Genomic DNA, 19,418 nt, shown 5'->3' with positions numbered 1-19,418 from the left:
AAATCTCTCAATGAGCACCACTCTCAATCCGGCGGTTGCGGCTACTCCCGCCGCCCAGCTCAACGCGCGCGCAACAACCCGCAGCATTCTTCAGACAGCTGGCATGTTGCCTGTTCTGATTCTGCTCGCCCTCGGCTTTCATTTTCTGGGCGGGCATCGTTTTCTCTCGGGGCAAAATCTTTCGATCATCGCCCAGCAGGCATCGATCAATACGGTCCTTGCTTCCGGCATGACCTTTGTGATTCTCACTGGCGGTATCGATCTGTCTGTAGGCTCAACCCTGGCTTTCGCGGCCATGTGTGGGCTGATTACCTCGCTCTCTCCTCATCTGGCGTGGCTCGCCGTGCCGGCCTGCCTCGGCGCAGGATTGCTGATCGGCGCATTCAACGGCGCCCTGATTGCCGGAGTGAAAATTCCGCCCTTCATCGTGACGCTTGGAACGCTCACCGCTGTGCGCGGTCTGGCCCGTCTGATGGGTAATGACCGGACCATCTTCAATCCTGACCTGTCCTTTGCCTGGATCGGCAATGACGGCATTGCGGTGACGTCGAGCTTCACCATTCCTTGGCTGGCAGTCATCGCCCTCGCTGTCGTGGTGGTGAGCTGGTTCATTCTACGTCGCACCGTTTTGGGCGTGCACATCTACGCCATTGGCGGCAATCCCTCTGCTGCCCGTCTGGCCGGTATTCGCGTCGGTCTTGTGTTGATGTTCGTATACGCCGCAGCGGGCCTGCTGGCGGGTCTTGGTGCCGTCATGTCATCGGCACGGCTCTATGCAGCGAACGGGCTGCAGCTTGGCCAGTCATACGAGCTGGATGCCATCGCTGCCGTCATTCTCGGCGGAACGTCCTTTGTCGGTGGTGTCGGTACGATCTGGGGGACTCTAGTCGGTGCCCTTTTGATCGCTGTTCTCACGAATGGCCTCATCCTGATTGGCGTGTCCGATATCTGGCAGTTCATCGTCAAGGGACTCGTCATCATCGTGGCGGTCGCTCTCGACCGGTTCCGCGCTCCTGCGGCGCGCACCTGATTTCGCGTTGCAGCCCTTTATCCTTCGAGTTTGTTTTTCTTCCGTTCCGGATGTTTCAAGATGATCACTCGTTCCAAAATCCTCCTCGGTATGCTCGCTCTCTCGACCACTCTGGCTGCGCCTGCTGCGCGCGCCGAAGGGATCAGCGCCGTCGGTGTATCGGTCGGTTCGCTCGGTAACCCGTATTTCGTGGCCCTCGTCAAAGGAGCGACGACGCAGCTCAAGACGACGGCGCCCAGTGCAAGCATCAATGCCCTGTCGGCCGATTATGACCTCAACAAGCAATTCTCCCAGATGGACAGTTTTGTCGCGTCAGGCGTCAATCTGATCCTGCTCAACGGTGTGGACCCGCAGGCCGTCATGCCGGCCATCAAGCGTGTGCAGAAATCGGGAGCGACCGTCATCGCCGTTGACGTGGGGTCAGCCGGAGTGGACGGAACCGTCCAGACCGACAACGTGGCGGCAGGACGCATCTCCTGCGAGTATCTTGCCAAAAAGCTGGACGGCAAGGGTGAGGTGGCTATCGAAAACGGCCCGCAGGTGTCGTCGATCATCGACCGCGTGAAGGGGTGCAAGGAGGTCCTGTCGGGCTATCCCGGCATCAAGATCGTCAGCGACGATCAGAACGGGGGCGCAGAGCGTGACCTTGGTTTCAAGGTCATGCAGGGCTTTCTTGTGCGCTTTCCGAATTTGAAAGGCGTGTTCGCGATCAACGACCCCGAGGCGATCGGAGGCGACCTGGCCATTCGTCAGGCGCGTCGGCAGGGCATTACGGTTACTTCTGTCGACGGTGCCCCCGATATCGTTTCGTCTCTCAAGGATCCGAAATCGTCAATCGTCGCCTCTGCCAGTCAGGACCCTTACCAGATGGGGAAGGATGGCATTGCAATGGGGCAGGCCATCAAGGATGGCAAAGTGGCAAAGGGCACGGTACGTCTGATGGCGCCGACCCTCATCACGCGTGACAATGTCGGCAGCTACAAGGGCTGGACTGGCGAATAAGACCCGCTTTCTCCCCGGCCCAAAGGCCGGGGAGTTTTTTCAGTTCTGGCTGTTATTGTTGCTGGCGAAAAGCCGATAGACCAGAAGCAGGATCATGGCGCCAAAAACCGAGGCGACGAAGCCGGCAGGCTGACCTTCATGATAGAAATGAAGCTTCTGCCCGATCCAGCCCGCGAGCAGGGCGCCCGCAATGCCCAGAAAGATCGTGATGATGAAGCCACCCGGATCGCGTCCGGGCATCAGAAACTTGGCGATCAACCCAACGAAAAAACCGACGATCAATGTCCAGATCAGATGCATGTCATCTCCTCATGCCTGAAGGCAGGTAGTCACATTCCTGTGACTAGCATGAGGGGGAAGACCGGTCCACGTCTGCGAGAGTTCCCGCGAGAATCGCCTCTTGAGGGCCTCTTACGGCTTGTGGGGGAACGCTTTTTCGAGCGCGTCATCCGAAGAGAGAAACTGTCCCGGGAGATCGACCGTCTTTTCATAGCGAAAATAGAGCGGTGTCCAGCCAGGCTCGCCATCAGAAGCCACGAGCCGGAAATAATAGAGACTTGCCGGGGCAGGGTCGGGCACAGGGCCGTCCTGATGTCTCAGAGCCTCGACCAGAAACAGCCCCGGATCATGAGGATCAGTCGACTGGGCGAAAGCAAAGGAGAGCAACGCATCCTCGCCGGTGTGAGGCGTATCGACGAGATGATCGCGCAGCGCCTTGTCCTTGCCTACGGGGAGCGGATCGAAACCGATCAGTCTCGTTTTGCCGTCCGGAGCTTGCAGGAGCACGATGGCGAAGTGGTAGCTCCAGGCATTGTTGTTCTCGCGCCATGTCTTGATTACCGAAAACGACGTGCCTGGTGCCACCGCCCATAAACGTTGCGGGTCAAACGCACCGCTGAGCGCAAGCCGTGTCTCACCATCAACTAGAGAAAAGGGCTGTAGCGCAGGCACTGTTGCAGCCCGCGCAGGGGCGGGCTGCACCATCATGGCAAGGAGACTGCACAGGAACAGGGAAGAGGCCGTTCTGACTATTTTCATCTGTCCCGTGCTCCTTGTTTCAGCCGAACGAGCCATTGGCATGCATGACCGCTACGCTGATTTCACGCAGAACGGCAAAAAGACGCGCCATCGGCGCGAAGATTTCTTCGTGCTCGCGCGTGAAGCCATGATCGTCACGCGGCCCGCTGGGCTCATGGAAGTCGAGATCGGTAACCATCCCGGCCGATTGCGGGAAGATTTCCGACAGACGCTTGAGCACAGCCGGAATCTCGAGTTGCAGCACGAGCTTGAGCAGCGTCTCGCGGTTGATGTCATTGCGCGGGCTGAAATAGGGGATGCGCGTGGCCAGAATCCAGATCTGGCCGATGACGGCATGACGGATCGCGTGAAGCGTACGCTCCTGCGCACTCATCTTGAGGGTGTGGCTCCAGACTGATTCGAGCGCGATGTGATCGGCCTGGATGCGTCGGAACATCGCAGGCAGGCTGCGCCAGAATTCCAGCTCTTCCAGTCCGCTCGCCAGAACGAGATGCTGGCTGCGCTGCTCTTCGTTGCGGGCAGAAGCCGCACGGTCGAGCCAGGTGCCGGGGTCGAGAAGGCGCACGATACCGCGCAGGGCACCGATATCGGAATGCGCCGCTGCCTGTCGGGCAAAATCCAGCGCAAGGCCGAAGCGTCGGCTGCTGCGGGCCAGTTTCTCGAAGGTTTCGGGGTGGCGCGAGGCTGCCGTGCCGAAGCCCTGAAGCACATTCGTCCACCAGCCGAGTTGTTCGAGAATGGCGTTGTTCGGGATGGCACGCAGCTGGCTCGGATGGGTGATCCGCGTCACGCTGATGCCATCGCCCTGACGGGCCGAGGGACGCGAGCCTGATTTATCGATGAGTGCCGGACCGAACGCCCCGAGCAGCCCTGCATAGCCGGGATCTTCAACCAGGCTGCTCATGTCGAGTGCGATGGTCGAGAAGAAGTCGGATGAGAAATCCGGCTCGTCATAGATCGGGTCGCGCGCGGTTGAAAGCGGACGGGTCAGATGCTCTGCGAGGGTCGCAATTGTCGAGGCGGCAAGCGGTGCGGTACCGAACAGCGTGTAGCCATCGCCGCCCTGAAAGGCCGCTTCCTCACGTAGGCTGATGCCAGCCTTGGCGAAAAGACCGCGGGTATGGTCCGGCGAGAAATAGCTGAGACGGTCCGACAGGCTGAAGGGATGGGCGCCGCGGCCGATGCTCTCGCCATGGGTGTCGAACAGAACGAGTTCGATATCCTTCATGCCGTGTTTCTGCATGAGCGACAGCGTACGCAGGCGCAGGCGCTCGACCAGATTGGTCGCGGCAAGCTGGCCGATATAGCGTCCCGAATCCGAATAGCCGAATTGCAGGCAGAGACGGCCATTATTGCGGATGTAGTCGCGCCAGTGCGGCGAGCGGAACGCTTCCTCGAGAATGATCTCGCCGTGTTCGAGAGCGCTCTGCGTTTCGAAAAGCGGCGAAATCTGGATCTGGTCGTCACGAATACCCAGCAGACGCGCCAGCCAGAGTGTCGCGAGCAGCGTATAGCCACTCTCGGTCTCGGCAATCAGGAAGCGGATCGGTGTGCCACAATCGATATGCTTGAGGATCTGCGCCATGGTCATCATCAGACGACCAGCCGAAGACTGCTCAATCATCAGTGCGCCGAAATCGACGGGAATGGGCGCCTTGAGCGATTCTAGGGCCTCGTTGATCTGCGACAGAACGAGGCGGCGGCGCGACGGAATGGTGGGATCGTCTTCAATGCCGAGACGATGACGCACCACGTTGTAAATCTGGGTCGCGTTCAGGCGGGTATGGATATGGGCTGCACCCAGGCCGTGTGCCATGAAGCCCGAGCGGGCTGTCAGCAGGGCTGCGCGCTTCGGGCCTTCGACCAGCGCGAGCGCCTCGTCGAAAAGCGGTGCCAGTATCTCGGCTGAACTGAGCGCGGCTTCGCGTCGGCTCACCAGAGTCCGGGCAAAATCGGCGATAGCGACGGCGTCATGATGCTGCTGGTCGGGGCAGGCGGCTTCCTGCTCCTTCACCGCACCCAGCGCGACATCGATACGGGCGACGAGTTGCGAGCATTGCGGCAGCAGGGATTCGAGCTGCGTGCGCAGGCGTTCGAGCTGTGTGCGCTTGAGCGCAAGGCGAATGCGCAGCGTGTCCCACCAGTGGATGTCGCTGCGGCCATCTGTGTCGAACCCGACCCAGGTCGCCAGAATGAGCGTTCTGATATCGAATGAAGCGAGAGCGGCCTCCTGCTCGGGCCAGCGCGCGGCAGCGTGTTTCAGGATGGACGCATTGAAGATATCGAGCGCATCGCGCCCGCGCAGGATGGCGGTAAGCGCCAGATTCTGCTCATGGGCGAGGGTAGGGGCGCCCTCGCGACGGTGCGACTTCAGTTCGGGCAGCTTGTGGCTGGGGTCAGTCGCCATCTCGACGATGTGGCGATAGACATTATCGGCCAGAGCGAAGGTCGGGTGCGCGGTAAAGACGGCTGCAAAGCCGGGGCGGGAAAGCTTGGCAATCAGCCCTTCGACCGTGTCGCAGCTTTCGACCGTCTTGCGTGCGGCCTCGTCGAGGCGCTCCTCGGGTGGTGCCTCACCTTTCAGGCCGACATAGCTGCGCAGCCGCGCAGCACGTTGCTTGAGATTGCCGTCGCGCAGCACGCGCACGGTGTTCTCAAGGGTCGCAACCGAGAGATTGCCGTCGATCAGTTCGTCACCGATCTGGCTCGATAATGTTTCGATCGGGTCCGGTGCGTGGCGCTCATGCGCGGCGCGATCCTGAAGCGCCTGCATCTCGCCTGTCAGACGTTCGGCAAAAACGGCGCCCTCACTGGCGATGGCGGCAGGTTTCTGGTCCGCCTTCTGGGCGGGCGTTCCGTCAGGGGCGTGATGCGGCGCGGTATTGGACAAGGCACTCTCGCTTGAATTCAGGTCACGGACTGCGTTTGGTTTTCCATGCCAAAGACATGATGGCAATGGAGGATCGCGGGAGGTGCAGGACTTTTTATCCGAGTGATGATAATCGGTTGAAAATGCAGCATCCGAATTCCGATAATTCCCCCGGCACTGAGCGTCAGGCAGAGAGCGGCACCACGGAGGCGGAAGCGCTTGCCGGGCTGAAAGCCTCACGTCGTCTTGCTGGTGGGCTGCTCGTCTCGATGGGCGGCGTCATGGTGCTTTCTGCCGGCCTGCCTGCAATGGGGCTGGTGAAGGATCATTTCCTGCTTGAAGTGCTGCGCTCGGGCGCGCGGGCAGGGGTTGTTGGCGGCATTGCGGACTGGTTTGCCGTGACAGCTTTGTTCCGGCATCCGCTCGGTCTGCCGATTCCGCACACGGCCGTTCTGCCCCGTCAGCAGCCGCGTCTGGCGCGGGCCCTCGGACGTTTCGTTTCGACCCAGTTCTTTACAGAGGAAGACGCCAGCCGCGCCCTCGCTTCGGCGGATGTGGCGCGCATTCTCGCCAATCTCCTGCGCCAGCCGCGCACAGCCAATGCAACGGCGTCAGCCCTTCGGCGCAGTGTGCCGGACATGCTCGACAGGCTTGAAGACGGGCGCGCCTCGGCCGCCATAGGCAAGGCCCTGCCGGTGCTGGCTCGTGGCGAAGCCTCCATCAAGGTCGTGACACGAGCCCTCAGGGCATTGGTTGACAACGAGCTGCATCAGGAAGTGCTTTCGGCCCTGCTCGAACGCTTCAAGGGGGGGGTGCAGAAGCGCGAAGCGACCTTGCGCAGCTTCATTGAAGAGCGTGTGCGCGAGCAGGGCGGGCGCATGATCGGCTGGGCCATAGGGCCGTCAGTAGCCAATCGCGTGATCACGGCGCTCTATCTCGAACTGGACCGTGTCGATCCGCAGGATTCGGAGCTGCGTGAGGGCTTTACCGGCTGGATCCGGCAGGAGATTGACCGGCTCGAGCAGGACCCCGAGCGCCGCGCACGCTTTGGCGATGCGATGTCAGGCTATCTCGGGCATGACAGCCTCAAGCTCTGGTGGTCGGAAATCTGGCAGCGTTTCAGAGGGCTCGCAGAGGCCGATCTGGCCAGTGATGACGGCTGGAGCCGCAGCGTGATCGAGGCTGCCCTGCTCAGCCTGGCCGATCAGCTCGACCACGATCCCGCCATGCGCGCCCGTCTGGAGCAGACGCTCAAGACGACACTTTCGCGCATCCTGCCTTCTCTGCGTGACAAGCTTGCCAGTTATATCGCTTCGGTGATGGAGCGGTGGGACCCGTCAGAGCTCTCGGCAAGGCTGGAGCAGCGCGTCGGGCGTGATCTGCAATACATTCGCATCAATGGCACGCTGGTCGGTTTTGTGGTGGGCGCGGTTCTGGACATGCTGATGCGGCTCTGCTTCGGCCATCTCGGCTAGGCAAAGTTTTTCTCTTTGTAACAAGGGCCGAAAAGGGTTGACGCAGAGACCCTCAGCGCGCATCTGCTACTAAAAATAGCACCATTTAGGTCTTTAATTTCTGTCCATGCGGGACTGATCGAGGGAGCACAATGCTCAGGTTATCGAAACTCGCTGATTACGCAACGGTTCTGCTCGTGCAGCTTGGCCAACAGGACACGCTCATGACAGCCACCGCGCTTGCGGGGGCGACTGGCGTGCCGGAGCCGACCGTTGCGAAACTGCTCAAGGGTCTGGCTGCCGATGGCCTCGTGGCCTCGCATCGTGGCGCGAGGGGCGGCTATCGTCTCGCTCGTGCCCTCTCCGAGATTTCGATTGCTGCTGTCATTACCTCGGTCGATGGACCGATCGCGCTGACTGCCTGTGTCGAGGGGCGTGTATGTGAGGCGAAATCGCTTTGCGCCCTGTCATCGGGTCAGTGGGATATGGTGAACAAGGCCATTCGCTCGACACTCGAATCCATCAATCTTGACGATATGAGCCGTGCGCATCTGACAGGCGGTTTCGCGCCTGCGTCGCGCTGCGTCGCTCATGATCACCATCCTGCCAGGGAGGGATGAGATGCCAGCTGTAACGGAAACCCGTGAAGCCGTCGAAACGCTCGGTCAATCGACCTATAAATGGGGTTTCGAGACCGATATCGAGATGGAGTTCGCGCCTAAAGGGTTGAGCGAAGAGACCATACGGTTCATTTCCGCGCGCAAGCAGGAGCCCGAGTGGATGCTCGACTGGCGTCTGCAGGCTTTCCGTGCCTGGCAGTCGATGGAAGAGCCGAGCTGGCAGAAGCCTGAATATCCGGCCATCGACTATCAGGACGCCTTCTATTTCGCCGAGCCGAAAAGCAAGCCCGGCCCGAAATCGCTTGAAGAAGTCGATCCGGAGCTGCTGCGCACCTACGAAAAGCTCGGTATTCCGCTGCATGAACAGGCCATTCTGGCCGGTGTCGAAGGTGCAGGCGAGCAGGAAGCGCGCCTGCCGGTAGCCGTTGATGCCGTGTTTGACTCCGTGTCGGTTGTGACCACCTTCCGCAAGACGCTGGAAGAGGCGGGCGTTATCTTCTGCCCGATTTCCGACGCCATTCGCGAGCATCCCGAGCTGGTGAAGCGCTATCTCGGCTCCGTGGTGCCGGTAAGCGATAATTTCTTTGCAGCGCTCAATTCGGCAGTCTTTACCGATGGCTCGTTCGTCTATGTGCCAGAAGGTGTGAAATGCCCGATGGAGCTGTCGACCTATTTCCGCATCAATGCGCGTAATACCGGGCAGTTCGAGCGCACGCTGATCATCTGCGAAGATCGCGCGACGGTATCCTATCTCGAAGGCTGTACTGCGCCGATGCGCGACGAGAACCAGCTTCATGCTGCGGTCGTCGAGCTGGTGGCCATGAACGACGCCAAGATCAAGTATTCCACGGTCCAGAACTGGTATCCGGGTGACGAGAATGGCAAAGGCGGCATCTATAACTTCGTGACCAAGCGCGGCGCCTGCCGTGGTCGCAATGCCAAGATCTCCTGGACCCAGGTCGAGACCGGGTCTGCCATTACATGGAAATATCCGTCCTGCATTCTCGCAGGAGAGGGATCGGTCGGTGAATTCTATTCTGTCGCCGTGACCAATAACCGTCAGCAGGCCGATACGGGTACGAAGATGATCCATCTGGCACCCAACACGCGCTCGACCATCATCGCCAAGACCATTTCTGCGGGTCATTCAGACAGCACATATCGCGGTCTGGTGCGCATGATGCCCAAGGCTCGTGGCGCACGTAACTTCACGCAATGCGACAGCCTGCTGATCGGCGATCAGTGCGGTGCGCATACCGTGCCCTATATCGAGAACCGCAACATGACCGCGCGCGTCGAGCATGAAGCGACCACCTCGAAGATTTCTGAAGACCAGCTTTTCTATTGCCGGTCACGTGGCCTGTCGGAAGAAGATGCCGTGGGTCTCATCGTCAACGGGTTCTGCAAGGATGTCCTGAAGGAACTCCCCATGGAGTTTGCAGTGGAAGCTCAGAAGCTCCTGCAACTCAGTCTTGAAGGTAGCGTCGGGTAAAGAGCCGCATCATGAATGATTTTCTGAAAATTTCCGGTCTCTGTGCGCAGATTGACGATAACGGAACCCCGAAGGAGATTCTGCGCGGTCTCGACCTCGAAGTGCCCAAGGGCCAGATCCATGCCATCATGGGTCCTAACGGTTCGGGCAAGTCAACGCTCTCCTATGTGCTGGCCGGTCGTGAAGACTATGAAGTGACAGGCGGCAGCGCCGAGTTTCTTGGCGAAGACCTTCTGGCGCTCGAGCCGGAAGAGCGCGCAGCTCTTGGCGTGTTTCTCGCTTTCCAGGCGCCGATCGAGCTACCGGGGGTGAATAACGCCAACTTCCTGCGTACAGCCGTCAATGCGGTGCGTCGCGCCCGCAAGGAAGACGAGCTTGATGCGGTGGGCTTCCTCAAGGCCGTTCGTGCCGAGACGAAGCACCTGCACATGTCTGACGAGATGCTCAAGCGTAACGTCAATGTCGGCTTCTCGGGCGGTGAGAAGAAGCGCAATGAAGTGCTGCAGATGCGCATGCTGCGTCCGAAATTCGCTATTCTCGACGAGACGGATAGCGGTCTCGATATCGATGCCCTGCGTATCGTCGCAGAAGGCGTGAACAGCCTGCGCGGTCCCGACTTCTCTGCGCTGATCATCACCCATCACCAGCGCCTGCTTGACTACATCAAGCCTGACCGCGTGCATGTCATGGCCAAGGGCAAGATCATCCATAGCGGTGGTGGCGAAGTGGCGTTGGCGCTTGAGGCGCAGGGCTATCAGCAATATCTCGAGGCGGTGGCATGAGCGGCGCAACCGCCATTTCTCCCGCGATCGAGTCCTTTCTTTCGCGGGCACATCAGGGCGAAGCACGCATCCTCCTCGAGCTTCAGGGGCTGCCGCAGCGTCGCCTTGAAGCCTGGCGCTACACGCCGCTGCGCGATCTGGACAAGACCGGGTTTGCCGCACCGGATGCCGTGTCGGTCGATGAAGCCAGGGCGCTTCTTGCCCGTCTCGCGCCCGAAGCGCTCGAGGGGCATCGCATTGTTTTCGTCAACGGTGTTGCGATCGCTGCTCTGACCAGCCTGCCGGATACGGTTGAAGTTACGGATCTGTCCGTTCCGCTTCTGGCTGATCGTCCGCTCAGCGTGCTCAATAATGCTATACAGCAGCAGGGCATTGCCCTGCGTGTGGCTGCCGATGTCGATGCTGGCCAGATCGCGCTCGTATCCCTCGTCACTAATGGTGACCAAGTCTCCACGCATCTTGCGCATCAGATCACGCTGGATACCGGCGCGAAACTGACACTGCTCGATATCCAGTCGGGTGAGGGGGCGTATCTCGCCAATCCGAGCCTGACGGTTTCGGTGGCGGAAAAGGCCCATCTGACCCATCTGCGCGTGCAGCAGGACAGTCTGGAAGCAACCAATCTCGCTTTGGTCAATGCCCGGATTGCCGAGCATGGCACCTATGACAGCTTCACCCTCACGCTGGGGGCAAAGCTCTCGCGTCACGAGGTTCTGGCTCATCTGGGTGGCAAGCATGCCATCGTGCATGTCAACGCGGCCCAGCTTCTGGCTGGTTCGCAGCACGCTGATCTGACCTCGGTGATTACGCACGCCGCCCCTGACTGCAATTCCCGCCAGACGGTGAAGAATGTGCTGATGGATGCGGGTCATGGCGTATTCCAGGGCAAGATCTATGTCGATCGCATCGCCCAGAAGACCGATGGCTATCAGATGAATCAGGCGCTTCTCCTTTCGGAGAAAGCTCAGATCGACAGCAAGCCAGAGCTTGAAATCTACGCTGACGACGTCAAATGCAGCCATGGTGCCACTGTCGGCGCGCTTGATGACGAGCAGCTTTTCTATCTTCGTGCCCGTGGCATTCCACACGCCGAAGCCCGCGCCATTCTGGTGCGCGCCTTCCTTCTCGACGCTCTGGCGCTGGTGACGGATGAGGCCGCCTACGCGTTGCTCGACCGGCGTGTCGATGCCTGGTGGCAGAAAAGAGAGGCATGATGACCTCAAACGACGTTCTCGATCGTTTCGCGACCCTGCGCAGCCGGTTTCCGATCCTTTCGGAAACCGTCCATGGGCGCCCGCTCGTTTTTCTGGACAGCGCCGCTTCGGCGCAGAAGCCGGATTGCGTGATCGATGCGATGGCGCAGGCCATGCAGCACCAGTATGCGAATATCCATCGCGGGCTGCATTGGATGAGCGAGCGCACGACGGAAGCGTATGAATCGGTGCGTACACAGGCGGCGCGCTTTCTGAAAGCGCCTGACCGTCACGAGATCATTTTCACACGAAACAGCACCGAGGCGATCAATCTCGTCGCGCATTCCTACGGAGCCTTGCTCAAGCCAGGTCAGGCTGTCCTGATTTCCGAGCTGGAGCATCACTCCAACCTTGTGCCGTGGCAGATGCTGCGTGACCGGCAGGGTATCGAATTGCGCGTCGCGCCCATTACCGAACAGGGCGATCTCGATCTGGCGGCCTATGAGGCCCTGCTTGAGGATGGTCGTGTCGGTCTGGTTGCCATTACGCATATGTCCAACGTGCTCGGCACGCTGACCCCGGCGAAGGAACTGGCGCGTCTTGCCCATCGGTATGGCGCCCGCATTCTTTTCGACGGGTCTCAATCGGCCGTTCATCGCGCGATTGATGTGCAGGATCTCGACGCGGATTTCTTCGTCTGCACCGGGCACAAGCTTTACGGTCCGACAGGGATCGGTCTGCTCTGGGGCAAGACGGAACTGCTCGAGGCGATGCCGCCTTTTCTGGGTGGTGGCGAGATGATCGAGAGCGTGAGCTTCGAGAAATCCACCTGGGCCAGAATACCGCATAAATTTGAGGCGGGTACACCGCCGATTATTGAGGTGATCGGTCTGGGAGCCGCGCTTTCCTTCATGGGAGAGTTGGGCGCCGAGGCGATTACTGCGCATGAAGAGGCGCTCGTCGCCTATACGCGCGAGACACTGGGTGCCTGTGAGGGTGTGCGTCTCGTGGGTGCCCCGAAGGAGCAGGGTGGTGTGGTGTCCTTCGTCGTTGAAGGAGCGCACCCACATGATCTGGCTGTGCTGCTGGACCGGCTGGGTATTGCCATCCGCGCAGGTCAGCATTGCGCTGAGCCACTGATCCGCCGTCTTGGCCTCACTGCGACAGCCCGGGCCAGTTTTGGCGTCTATACGACACGCGACGACATCGATGCCCTGGTCAAGGGCGTAGCCCGTGCCCGGCAGATGCTGGTCTGACACAGGAAGGATCTCTCATGACCGATGAAAACCATATCCTGACCAGACCGCTCGGTGCCCCGGCAGAAGAAGCCGCTGTCGAAGGTGCAGCCCCGGGTGTGCCCGACGAGGACAGCGTCATTTCGGCCATTGCGACCGTTTATGACCCCGAAATTCCGGTCAATATCTACGAGCTCGGTCTGATCTACGCGATCGATCTGCATGATGACGGTCGAGTGGATATCGAGATGACGCTCACCGCCCCCAATTGCCCAAGCGCGCAGGAATTGCCTGAGCAGGTGCGTGAGGCCGTGGCTGCACTGCCCGGTGTCAGCAAGGCGAGTGTGGTGATCGTCTGGGATCCACCATGGGATATGAGCCGCATGAGCGACGATGCGCGTCTTGCGCTGAACATGTTCTGAACGGGGAGAAAAGCCATGAGCGATACACAGACTGCGCCTTCACCCGTCAAGCGGGAACTGCCCCCTCTGATGCAGATGACCGAGCGTGCGGCAAAGCGCCTGAAACAGCTCTATGAAGGGGCCAATAAGGGTCAGATCCTGCGTATTGGCGTCAATACGCGTGGCTGCTCGGGCATGTCCTATGACATGAGCTTTGTGGAAAGCGCTTCACCGGGCGATGAATCCGTGACCGATCACGGGCTCAAGCTGCTTGTCGACCGCAAGGCCACATTGTTTCTGATCGGCACGGTGATGGATTACGAGGTCAAGGACCTCGAATCAGGGTTCACCTTCACCAATCCCAATGAAAAAGGCCGTTGCGGCTGTGGAGAAAGCTTTCACGTCTGACGACGTGAAAGTCTCTTCTTGCTTTTCGTGAAGCTGATGACGGCTTCGACTTCGGTAGACCAGAGAAACTGGTCGATAACCGACACCGACAGGACCTCATAGCCAGCCTTGGCCAACAGGGCTGCGTCTTTCTGCAGGGCCTGCGGGTTGCAGCTGACATAGATGATGTCTTCCACATCCGAACGCGCGATATGGTCCATCTGCGACAGGGCCCCGGCATGGGGCGGGTCGAGAACGATCACGCGTGCCTTGGCGAATTCCTTCGCGATGAGCGGCTGACGTGTCAGATCGCGATGCGTGGTTTCTATACGCTGGCCGATCGCACCGGATTTCAGGGCCGCGATTGCCTCGAAATGGCCTTCATAAGCCAGAACCCGGCCCTTCTGTGCCAGCGGGACTGTCAGCGTGCCGAAACCAGCAAACAGCTCGACAATCGGATCGCGTCGATTGAGCGCAGGCAGGGCGGCAAGAACAGCATCGGCAATGGCTGTTTCGCTCTGGTTGGTCGCCTGCAGGAAGCCACCGGGCGGCGGAGTGAGCTTGACCGCACCAAAGGCATGAAAGACCGGGCCCTGCTGGGCCACAATTTCATAACCCTCATTGGGGCGACGTCTGGACCGCCACGAGATACGGGGAATTTTGTGCTCGCGACCGAAGGCGGCGAGCTTGACCCGATCCGTCGGCACAAGCGCGGAATCGGTTGCGATCAGCAGATCGGGCCCCGAACTGTAGAGATTGATCTGGAGATCGCCGCCACCGGTCACCGCACCTAACCCGCCCAGAACCTCGCGTAGCGGGTCCAGCAGGGCCAAGAGGGTCGGATCGATGACATGGCATTCTGTCATATCGACCACATTGCCGTGGCGGCGATGCAGCCCCAGTATGATTTTTCCCGGTTGGCGCTGGAAAGCGAGATCGATTCGACGGCGGCTCTCTGCGGGGACCTGCATCGACTCGAATCGGGGGAGGGTCTCGAACCCCGCACGATTCAGGGCATGACGGACAAGCCCGATCTTCCAGTCCAGCAGTGCCGGTCGAGCCGTCGTCTGCATGGCACAGCCCCCGCAGGTTCCGAACAGGGAGCAGACAGGCGCGACCCTGTCGGGCGATGGAGACAGCAGGTCGATCACCTCGACATGACGTGATCCGTCATAACGCAGCTTGAGCGTATCACCCGGCACCGTTTCCGGTACGTAGGCGGGCTTGTCTTCAATGAGAACAAGCCCGTCACCATTTGCGCCGAAAGAAAGAACCTTCGTTTCGATAAGGGAAGCCATCAGAACTCAGACAGTGCCGCGATGCTGGATCGGCCCGATCTGGTCGTCATTTTCGGCTTTCCGATTGCGGCGGGGCAGAAGCATGAAGGCGGGTGTGTCGTGACCGAACCCCGTGCGCGGGGCATCGTGATCGAAGGGGGTGGTCGGCGCAACGGAACCATTGGCTGACTCAGCCCTGTCACGCGGCTGTTGACGCGCGGCTTCGTTCGCCACAGGGCGGTCACCACGGTCACCACGGTCACCACGGTCACCACGGTCACCACGGTCACCACGGTCACCACGGTCACGGTTCTCACCGCGACGGTTATGACGTCCACCACGTTCCTTGCCAGAGCGTTCGCGACGCTCAGGCTGTGCGCCGTCCTGCTCCGGGTCGGCCCAGGGCAGGCTTTCCACACCCTCGATTTCGAGCAGCGGAATCGGTGCGTGTTTCAGCTTTTCAATTGCCTCGGCCAGCAGCTTCTGGCGTGGTGATGCCAGGCTGAACGCATGACCCGTCTTGCCTGCACGGCCCGTGCGACCGATGCGGTGGATATAGTCTTCCGCGTTGAAAGGCAGATCGAAATTGAAGACGTGCGAGAGCCCGCCGATATCGATGCCACGCGCAGCGACGTCAGAGCAGACGAGAATCTGCAGCTCACCGCTCTTGAAGCGTTCGAGCGTCTTGAAACGCAGCGACTGCGCCAGATCGCCATGCAGATGGCCGACGGAGAATCCGTGCTTGTGCAGGGATTTGTAGAGCACATCGACATCGCGCTTGCGGTTGCAGAACACAATGGCGTTCTGGACGTTTTCACGCTTCAGCAGCTTGCGCAGAACCCGGCGCTTTTCATGCTCGTCAACAACCAGAAGGGCCTCTTCGATGGTCGTTGCCACAGATGAGGGGCGCGATACCGTGATTTCTTCCGGCAGGTGCAGGAACTGGTCGGCAAGCGTGCGAATTTCCGGCGCCATTGTTGCCGAAAAGAGCAAGGTCTGGCGATGAGCGGGGAGCATCGACACGATACGGGTGATATCGGGAATGAAGCCCATATCCAGCATACGGTCGGCTTCATCGATCACGAGGATGCCAGTCTGGGTCAGAAGCAGCCCGCCGCGATCAAAGAGATCCATCAGACGGCCGGGCGTTGCGATCAGGATATCGACACCCTGATTCAGCACGGCGCGCTGATCGGCCATGCTCTCGCCACCGATGAGCAGGGCATGGTTGAGGCGAAGATGCTTGCCGTAGAGGGTCAGGTTTTCAGCAACCTGCAACGCCAATTCGCGTGTGGGTTCCAGAATCAGCGAGCGCGGCATGCGGGCGCGAGCACGCGATCCGGCCAGACGCTCAAGCATCGGCAGGGTAAACGAGGCCGTCTTGCCCGTACCTGTCTGGGCAACGCCGAGCACGTCCTGACCACTGAGGACCACCGGGATGGCTCGCGCCTGGATCGGGGTAGGATGCTCGTAGCCCATCTCTTCAATGGCGCGCATGATCGGGGCGGAGAGGCCAAGCTCTGAAAACAGCGGCTTGGGAGCCTCGACGATCGCCTTCAGGGCCGGGTCGAGTTCCGGCGTCGCTGCAGGCGCTGCTTCAGGTGCAGGAACGACGGCAGTTGCCTTCGCGGATGCGCCGCGTCTGCGGCGGCCACGCTTGGCAGAGGACTCGCTGACCGCTTCTGGCGTCACTTCAACCAATTCGGCCGCAGGGGCGTCGATCGCAGGAGCATTATCCTGTGCGGCGACTTTCTCTGCGGCGTCCTTCACAGCGGCCTTGCGGGTTTCAGCCTTGGTCGTGCTGCGTGGTGTGCGCTTGCGGGCGGCAGGGGTGTTCTCTGTGGCGACTTCGATGGAAGGTGCTTCTGCCTCTGCTACGACAGGAGCAGTCCTTGCTGCCTTGGCGCGTGGCTTGGGCGCTGCCGATTTGGCAGCAACAGTTTCCATGGCGGCAGCGGGCTTTCTGCCGCGTTTGGGCTTCGGCTCTTCAACTGGCGCCGCAACAGCGGCGGGTTCGCTCACAGAGGCTGCGACAGGGGTCTTACGGGGGCGACCGCGACCGCGCTTGACCGGCTCGGCTGATTCTATGGCCGCAACAGTCTCGGGAGCCTGCGTTGTCTTTTCGACGGGTGCGGCCTTGACCGTCTTCTTGCGCGCAGGCTTTGCAGCAGCGACAGGTGTCTCGACAGCTTCAGGTGCCTGAGGCTTGCGCCCGCGCTTCGCCTTGACCGGGGGTTCAGCCGCCGGGGCTTCGGACGGAATGTCGCGTGGCAGGGCTTCTGCCACGGATTCCACCACACCATTTTCCGTCTTGGAAGAGGAACGTTTCTTGCGTGCGGGGGAGGTTTTTGCCGAACCTGCGGTCGATTTTGCGGTCAAACTGCTCTCTGATAACTATGGAGGTCTAGAAAAATAATCTGGCGCTCGGGCAATGCCACGCTGAAGCCGGGCAAGCGCAGAGCCTGAGCCAATCGCCCGTGCGTTATCTTGAAATCCTGCAAAAGGCAAGATTTTCCGTTGCTTGGGCACGAAAACGCAATGAATGACGCGTTTTTCGCACCTCAAGCCAGTATCGGAGTGTGAAAGATCAGAAATCGCCGCCCATGGCAGCGCAGAAAACGGTGAGCACGCCCACAGCGACCATCAGAATGACGCGCAGGCGCACCTTGGCGAAAAGGGCGGGCTGGGGGCGGATGGCGCGGCGCAGGCTCTGGAAAGGGCCGAAATAGGCGCTCAGGAAAATCAGCGCCATGATCAGCGCAAGGCCCTGCATGATATTGATCGGCAGGCTCATCGCGCCGAATCCGCCCATATGCAGAACAAGAAGCCAGCCCGTTACCAGGGCGGTCGGCACGATATGCAGGAGGGCGCGGAAATAGCGTGCGATCAGCTGGATCTGCACATTCTGGCGCTGGGCTGGCTCAAGCAGGGCCACAGTGCTGCGGCTGACAATGGCGGCATAGAGACCGCCGCCAATCCAGTAAGCCATGCAGAGCAGGTGAAGCGCGAGGATGACGCTCCAGAGAAACGGGTTCGACATGTCTTCTCCACCAGAAATCAGGTCCGGGACACTTCGCGCCCTCAAAAGCGCGGGATCAGGAATACCGGAAGGTTATGCGACGTTCCCTAGCAGTATGCGCGAAATCATCAACTGCGGAGTGACATGCCCATGAAGTCTGACCTGCGTTTTTCCCTGCCCACGCCGGCGCAATGTGGCGAGATGGATCGAAAGGCGAGCGAAACGATCGGGATCAGCGCGCTGATGGATCGGGCTGGCTGGTCTGTGGCTCAGGCAATCAGGGCGCGTTTTGCGCCTTGCCGTGTGCTGGTGCTGTGCGGGCCGGGCAATAATGGTGGCGATGGTTATGTCGCTGCCCGCTATCTCGAGCGTGCGGGTTGGCCGGTTCAGGTCGCCCCTCTGACACCGCCCCGTGAGGGAAGTGCGGCCTCTAGGGCTGCGGCGCAGTATCGCGGGCGAATAGCGGATTTCACACCAGAGAATGCCCGCCGCGCCGATCTGGTGATCGATGCTGTTTTCGGTGCGGGCCTCGACCGCCCCCCGGCGCCTGAGGTGGTGGCGGTGCTTTCTGCAGCCAGGATGCTTGTGGCGATCGATCTGCCCAGCACGGTCAATGGCACGACCGGTGCCTCTTTGGTTGAGGGGCCGGATTATCGCATGAGCGTTACATTCGTCCGTCCCAAGCCCGGGCACATACTGTACCCGGGGCGCGAAATCTGTGGCGAGCTCGTCTGCGCGAATATCGGTATGCCTGAAATCTGCCTTGAGGCTGCGGGTCCCACGATCTGGCTCAATGAACCGGGGCTCTGGCACGTGCCGGCGATGAGCCTGGAAGACCACAAATACCGTCGGGGTGTCGTCAGTATCTGTGCAGGCCAGTTCATGCCGGGGGCAACCAGGCTGGCCGCGGCCGGTGCGCGGGCAAGCGGAGCCGGATTGGTGCGTATCAGTGCCGGAGAGGGCGCAGCGGCCTACCGGCTTGGTGCGCCCGGTCTGGTAATTGATGACGGGCCGCTGAAAACACTGCTTGAAGACGAGCGTCGCAGGGTCTGGCTCTGCGGGCCAGGCCTGACCGAGCCAGAAGTCGCTGCGAGTCTGCCGCTTCTTCTTGCATCGGAACGCATTGTTCTGGCCGATGCTGGCGCTCTGGGCTGGGCGGGAAGTGAGCCGGAAAAGCTCCATGGCGTTTCTGTCATTACGCCCCATATCGGAGAATTTACCAGACTTTTTGGTGCGCCGGGGGACGATCTCGTTGGTGCGGCGCAAAAGGCGGCGCGGCGTATCGGGGCGGTAGTCGTGCTCAAGGGTGCCGTCAGCGTGATTGCATCACCCGACGGGCGGGTTGCCCTCAATGACCATGCGAGCCCGGCTCTGGCAACAGCCGGTTCGGGCGATACGCTGGCGGGCGTGATTTCGACGATGCTTGCTGCCGGTATGATCCCTTGGGAAGCCGCCTGCGCCGGTGTGTGGCTGCATGGTGAGGCTGGGATGCGCGCTGGAAACTGGCCGATTGTCGAGGCACTTGATGCCCATCTGGGCGATGCGCGCGCCAAGGCGATCGCACTGGCTTGTGAAATCTGAAATTGTGCTGTAAAGCGGCGCGCTTGACGGCCCGGTCT

Annotated in this window: 17 protein-coding genes; 11 read left to right on the top strand and 6 right to left on the bottom strand. The window is 60.5% G+C overall.

Going from position 1 to position 19,418, the window contains the following annotated elements; all coding sequences use genetic code 11:
• Window positions 1-10: 10 nt before the first annotated feature.
• Both IEV53_RS11510 and IEV53_RS11505 read left to right on the top strand, forming a co-directional pair.
• Window positions 11-1,030, top strand: coding sequence for an ABC transporter permease subunit (locus IEV53_RS11510; protein WP_188426955.1), 1,020 nt, complete (start codon window positions 11-13; stop codon window positions 1,028-1,030).
• Window positions 1,031-1,090: 60 nt separating this feature from the next.
• Window positions 1,091-2,032 carry an ABC transporter substrate-binding protein gene (locus IEV53_RS11505; RefSeq protein WP_188426953.1) on the top strand — a complete coding sequence of 314 codons (942 nt, stop codon included), beginning with the start codon at window positions 1,091-1,093 and terminating at the stop codon, window positions 2,030-2,032.
• Window positions 2,033-2,071: 39 nt separating this feature from the next.
• On the opposite strand, the gene IEV53_RS11500 is transcribed toward IEV53_RS11505, so the two are convergent.
• The 3 genes from IEV53_RS11500 to IEV53_RS11490 all read right to left on the bottom strand — a co-directional run bounded on the left by IEV53_RS11500 (window position 2,072) and on the right by IEV53_RS11490 (window position 5,843).
• Window positions 2,072-2,332, bottom strand: coding sequence for a GlsB/YeaQ/YmgE family stress response membrane protein (locus IEV53_RS11500; protein ID WP_188426951.1), 261 nt, complete (start codon window positions 2,330-2,332; stop codon window positions 2,072-2,074).
• Window positions 2,333-2,443: 111 nt separating this feature from the next.
• On the bottom strand, window positions 2,444-3,070 hold the full coding sequence (locus tag IEV53_RS11495; RefSeq protein WP_188426949.1) for a hypothetical protein: 627 nt from the start codon (window positions 3,068-3,070) through the stop codon (window positions 2,444-2,446).
• A 19-nt stretch (window positions 3,071-3,089) separates the two neighbouring features.
• The gene (locus IEV53_RS11490) at window positions 3,090-5,843 is read right to left on the bottom strand and encodes a phosphoenolpyruvate carboxylase (RefSeq protein ID WP_188427098.1); all 2,754 of its coding nucleotides are present in this window, start codon (window positions 5,841-5,843) and stop codon (window positions 3,090-3,092) included.
• A gap of 239 nt (window positions 5,844-6,082) precedes the next feature.
• Here IEV53_RS11490 and IEV53_RS11485 point away from each other — a divergent pair, with 239 nt between their 5' ends.
• The 8 genes from IEV53_RS11485 to IEV53_RS11450 all read left to right on the top strand — a co-directional run bounded on the left by IEV53_RS11485 (window position 6,083) and on the right by IEV53_RS11450 (window position 13,524).
• Entirely contained in the window at window positions 6,083-7,414 is a 1,332-nt protein-coding gene (locus tag IEV53_RS11485) for a DUF445 domain-containing protein (RefSeq protein WP_188426947.1), read from the top strand.
• 131 nt (window positions 7,415-7,545) lie between these two features.
• Window positions 7,546-8,013: an SUF system Fe-S cluster assembly regulator gene (locus IEV53_RS11480; protein ID WP_188426946.1), complete on the top strand. Its 468-nt coding sequence runs from the start codon at window positions 7,546-7,548 to the stop codon at window positions 8,011-8,013.
• 1 nt (window position 8,014) lies between these two features.
• Complete coding sequence (sufB, locus tag IEV53_RS11475) at window positions 8,015-9,505, top strand: Fe-S cluster assembly protein SufB (protein ID WP_188426944.1); 1,491 nt, start codon at window positions 8,015-8,017, stop codon at window positions 9,503-9,505.
• An 11-nt stretch (window positions 9,506-9,516) separates the two neighbouring features.
• Entirely contained in the window at window positions 9,517-10,287 is a 771-nt protein-coding gene (gene sufC, locus IEV53_RS11470; protein WP_188426942.1) for a Fe-S cluster assembly ATPase SufC, read from the top strand.
• Complete coding sequence (gene sufD, locus IEV53_RS11465) at window positions 10,284-11,501, top strand: Fe-S cluster assembly protein SufD (protein ID WP_188426940.1); 1,218 nt, start codon at window positions 10,284-10,286, stop codon at window positions 11,499-11,501. Before sufC ends, sufD begins: the two co-directional genes overlap by 4 nt.
• The gene (locus IEV53_RS11460; protein WP_188426938.1) at window positions 11,498-12,736 is read left to right on the top strand and encodes an aminotransferase class V-fold PLP-dependent enzyme; all 1,239 of its coding nucleotides are present in this window, start codon (window positions 11,498-11,500) and stop codon (window positions 12,734-12,736) included. The genes sufD and IEV53_RS11460 overlap by 4 nt, the downstream gene beginning before the upstream one ends.
• A 17-nt stretch (window positions 12,737-12,753) precedes the next feature.
• Complete coding sequence (locus IEV53_RS11455; protein ID WP_188426936.1) at window positions 12,754-13,137, top strand: SUF system Fe-S cluster assembly protein; 384 nt, start codon at window positions 12,754-12,756, stop codon at window positions 13,135-13,137.
• 15 nt (window positions 13,138-13,152) lie between these two features.
• Window positions 13,153-13,524 (top strand): HesB/IscA family protein, encoded by a 372-nt coding sequence (locus IEV53_RS11450; protein ID WP_188426934.1) that lies wholly within the window; start codon window positions 13,153-13,155, stop codon window positions 13,522-13,524.
• On the opposite strand, the gene IEV53_RS11445 is transcribed toward IEV53_RS11450, so the two are convergent.
• From IEV53_RS11445 to IEV53_RS11435, 3 genes are all read right to left on the bottom strand, one after another.
• Complete coding sequence (locus IEV53_RS11445) at window positions 13,515-14,801, bottom strand: class I SAM-dependent RNA methyltransferase (RefSeq protein WP_188426932.1); 1,287 nt, start codon at window positions 14,799-14,801, stop codon at window positions 13,515-13,517. The two genes, IEV53_RS11450 and IEV53_RS11445, sit on opposite strands and share 10 nt — an antisense overlap.
• A 6-nt stretch (window positions 14,802-14,807) precedes the next feature.
• Window positions 14,808-16,727, bottom strand: a complete 1,920-nt coding sequence (locus IEV53_RS11440) for a DEAD/DEAH box helicase (protein WP_188427097.1) — start codon at window positions 16,725-16,727, stop codon at window positions 14,808-14,810.
• Window positions 16,728-17,367: 640 nt separating this feature from the next.
• Complete coding sequence (locus IEV53_RS11435; protein ID WP_188426930.1) at window positions 17,368-17,820, bottom strand: hypothetical protein; 453 nt, start codon at window positions 17,818-17,820, stop codon at window positions 17,368-17,370.
• 123 nt (window positions 17,821-17,943) lie between these two features.
• On the opposite strand from IEV53_RS11435, the gene IEV53_RS11430 reads away from it, so the two are divergent.
• Window positions 17,944-19,380 carry an NAD(P)H-hydrate dehydratase gene (locus IEV53_RS11430; protein WP_188426928.1) on the top strand — a complete coding sequence of 479 codons (1,437 nt, stop codon included), beginning with the start codon at window positions 17,944-17,946 and terminating at the stop codon, window positions 19,378-19,380.
• Window positions 19,381-19,418: the final 38 nt, after the last annotated feature.

The sequence above is a fragment of the Asaia siamensis genome, from assembly GCF_014635085.1.
Taxonomy (GTDB): Bacteria; Pseudomonadota; Alphaproteobacteria; order Acetobacterales; family Acetobacteraceae; genus Asaia; species Asaia siamensis.
Note: the sequence above shows the minus strand (reverse complement) of the source record. Positions and strands in the feature narration are given on the sequence as shown.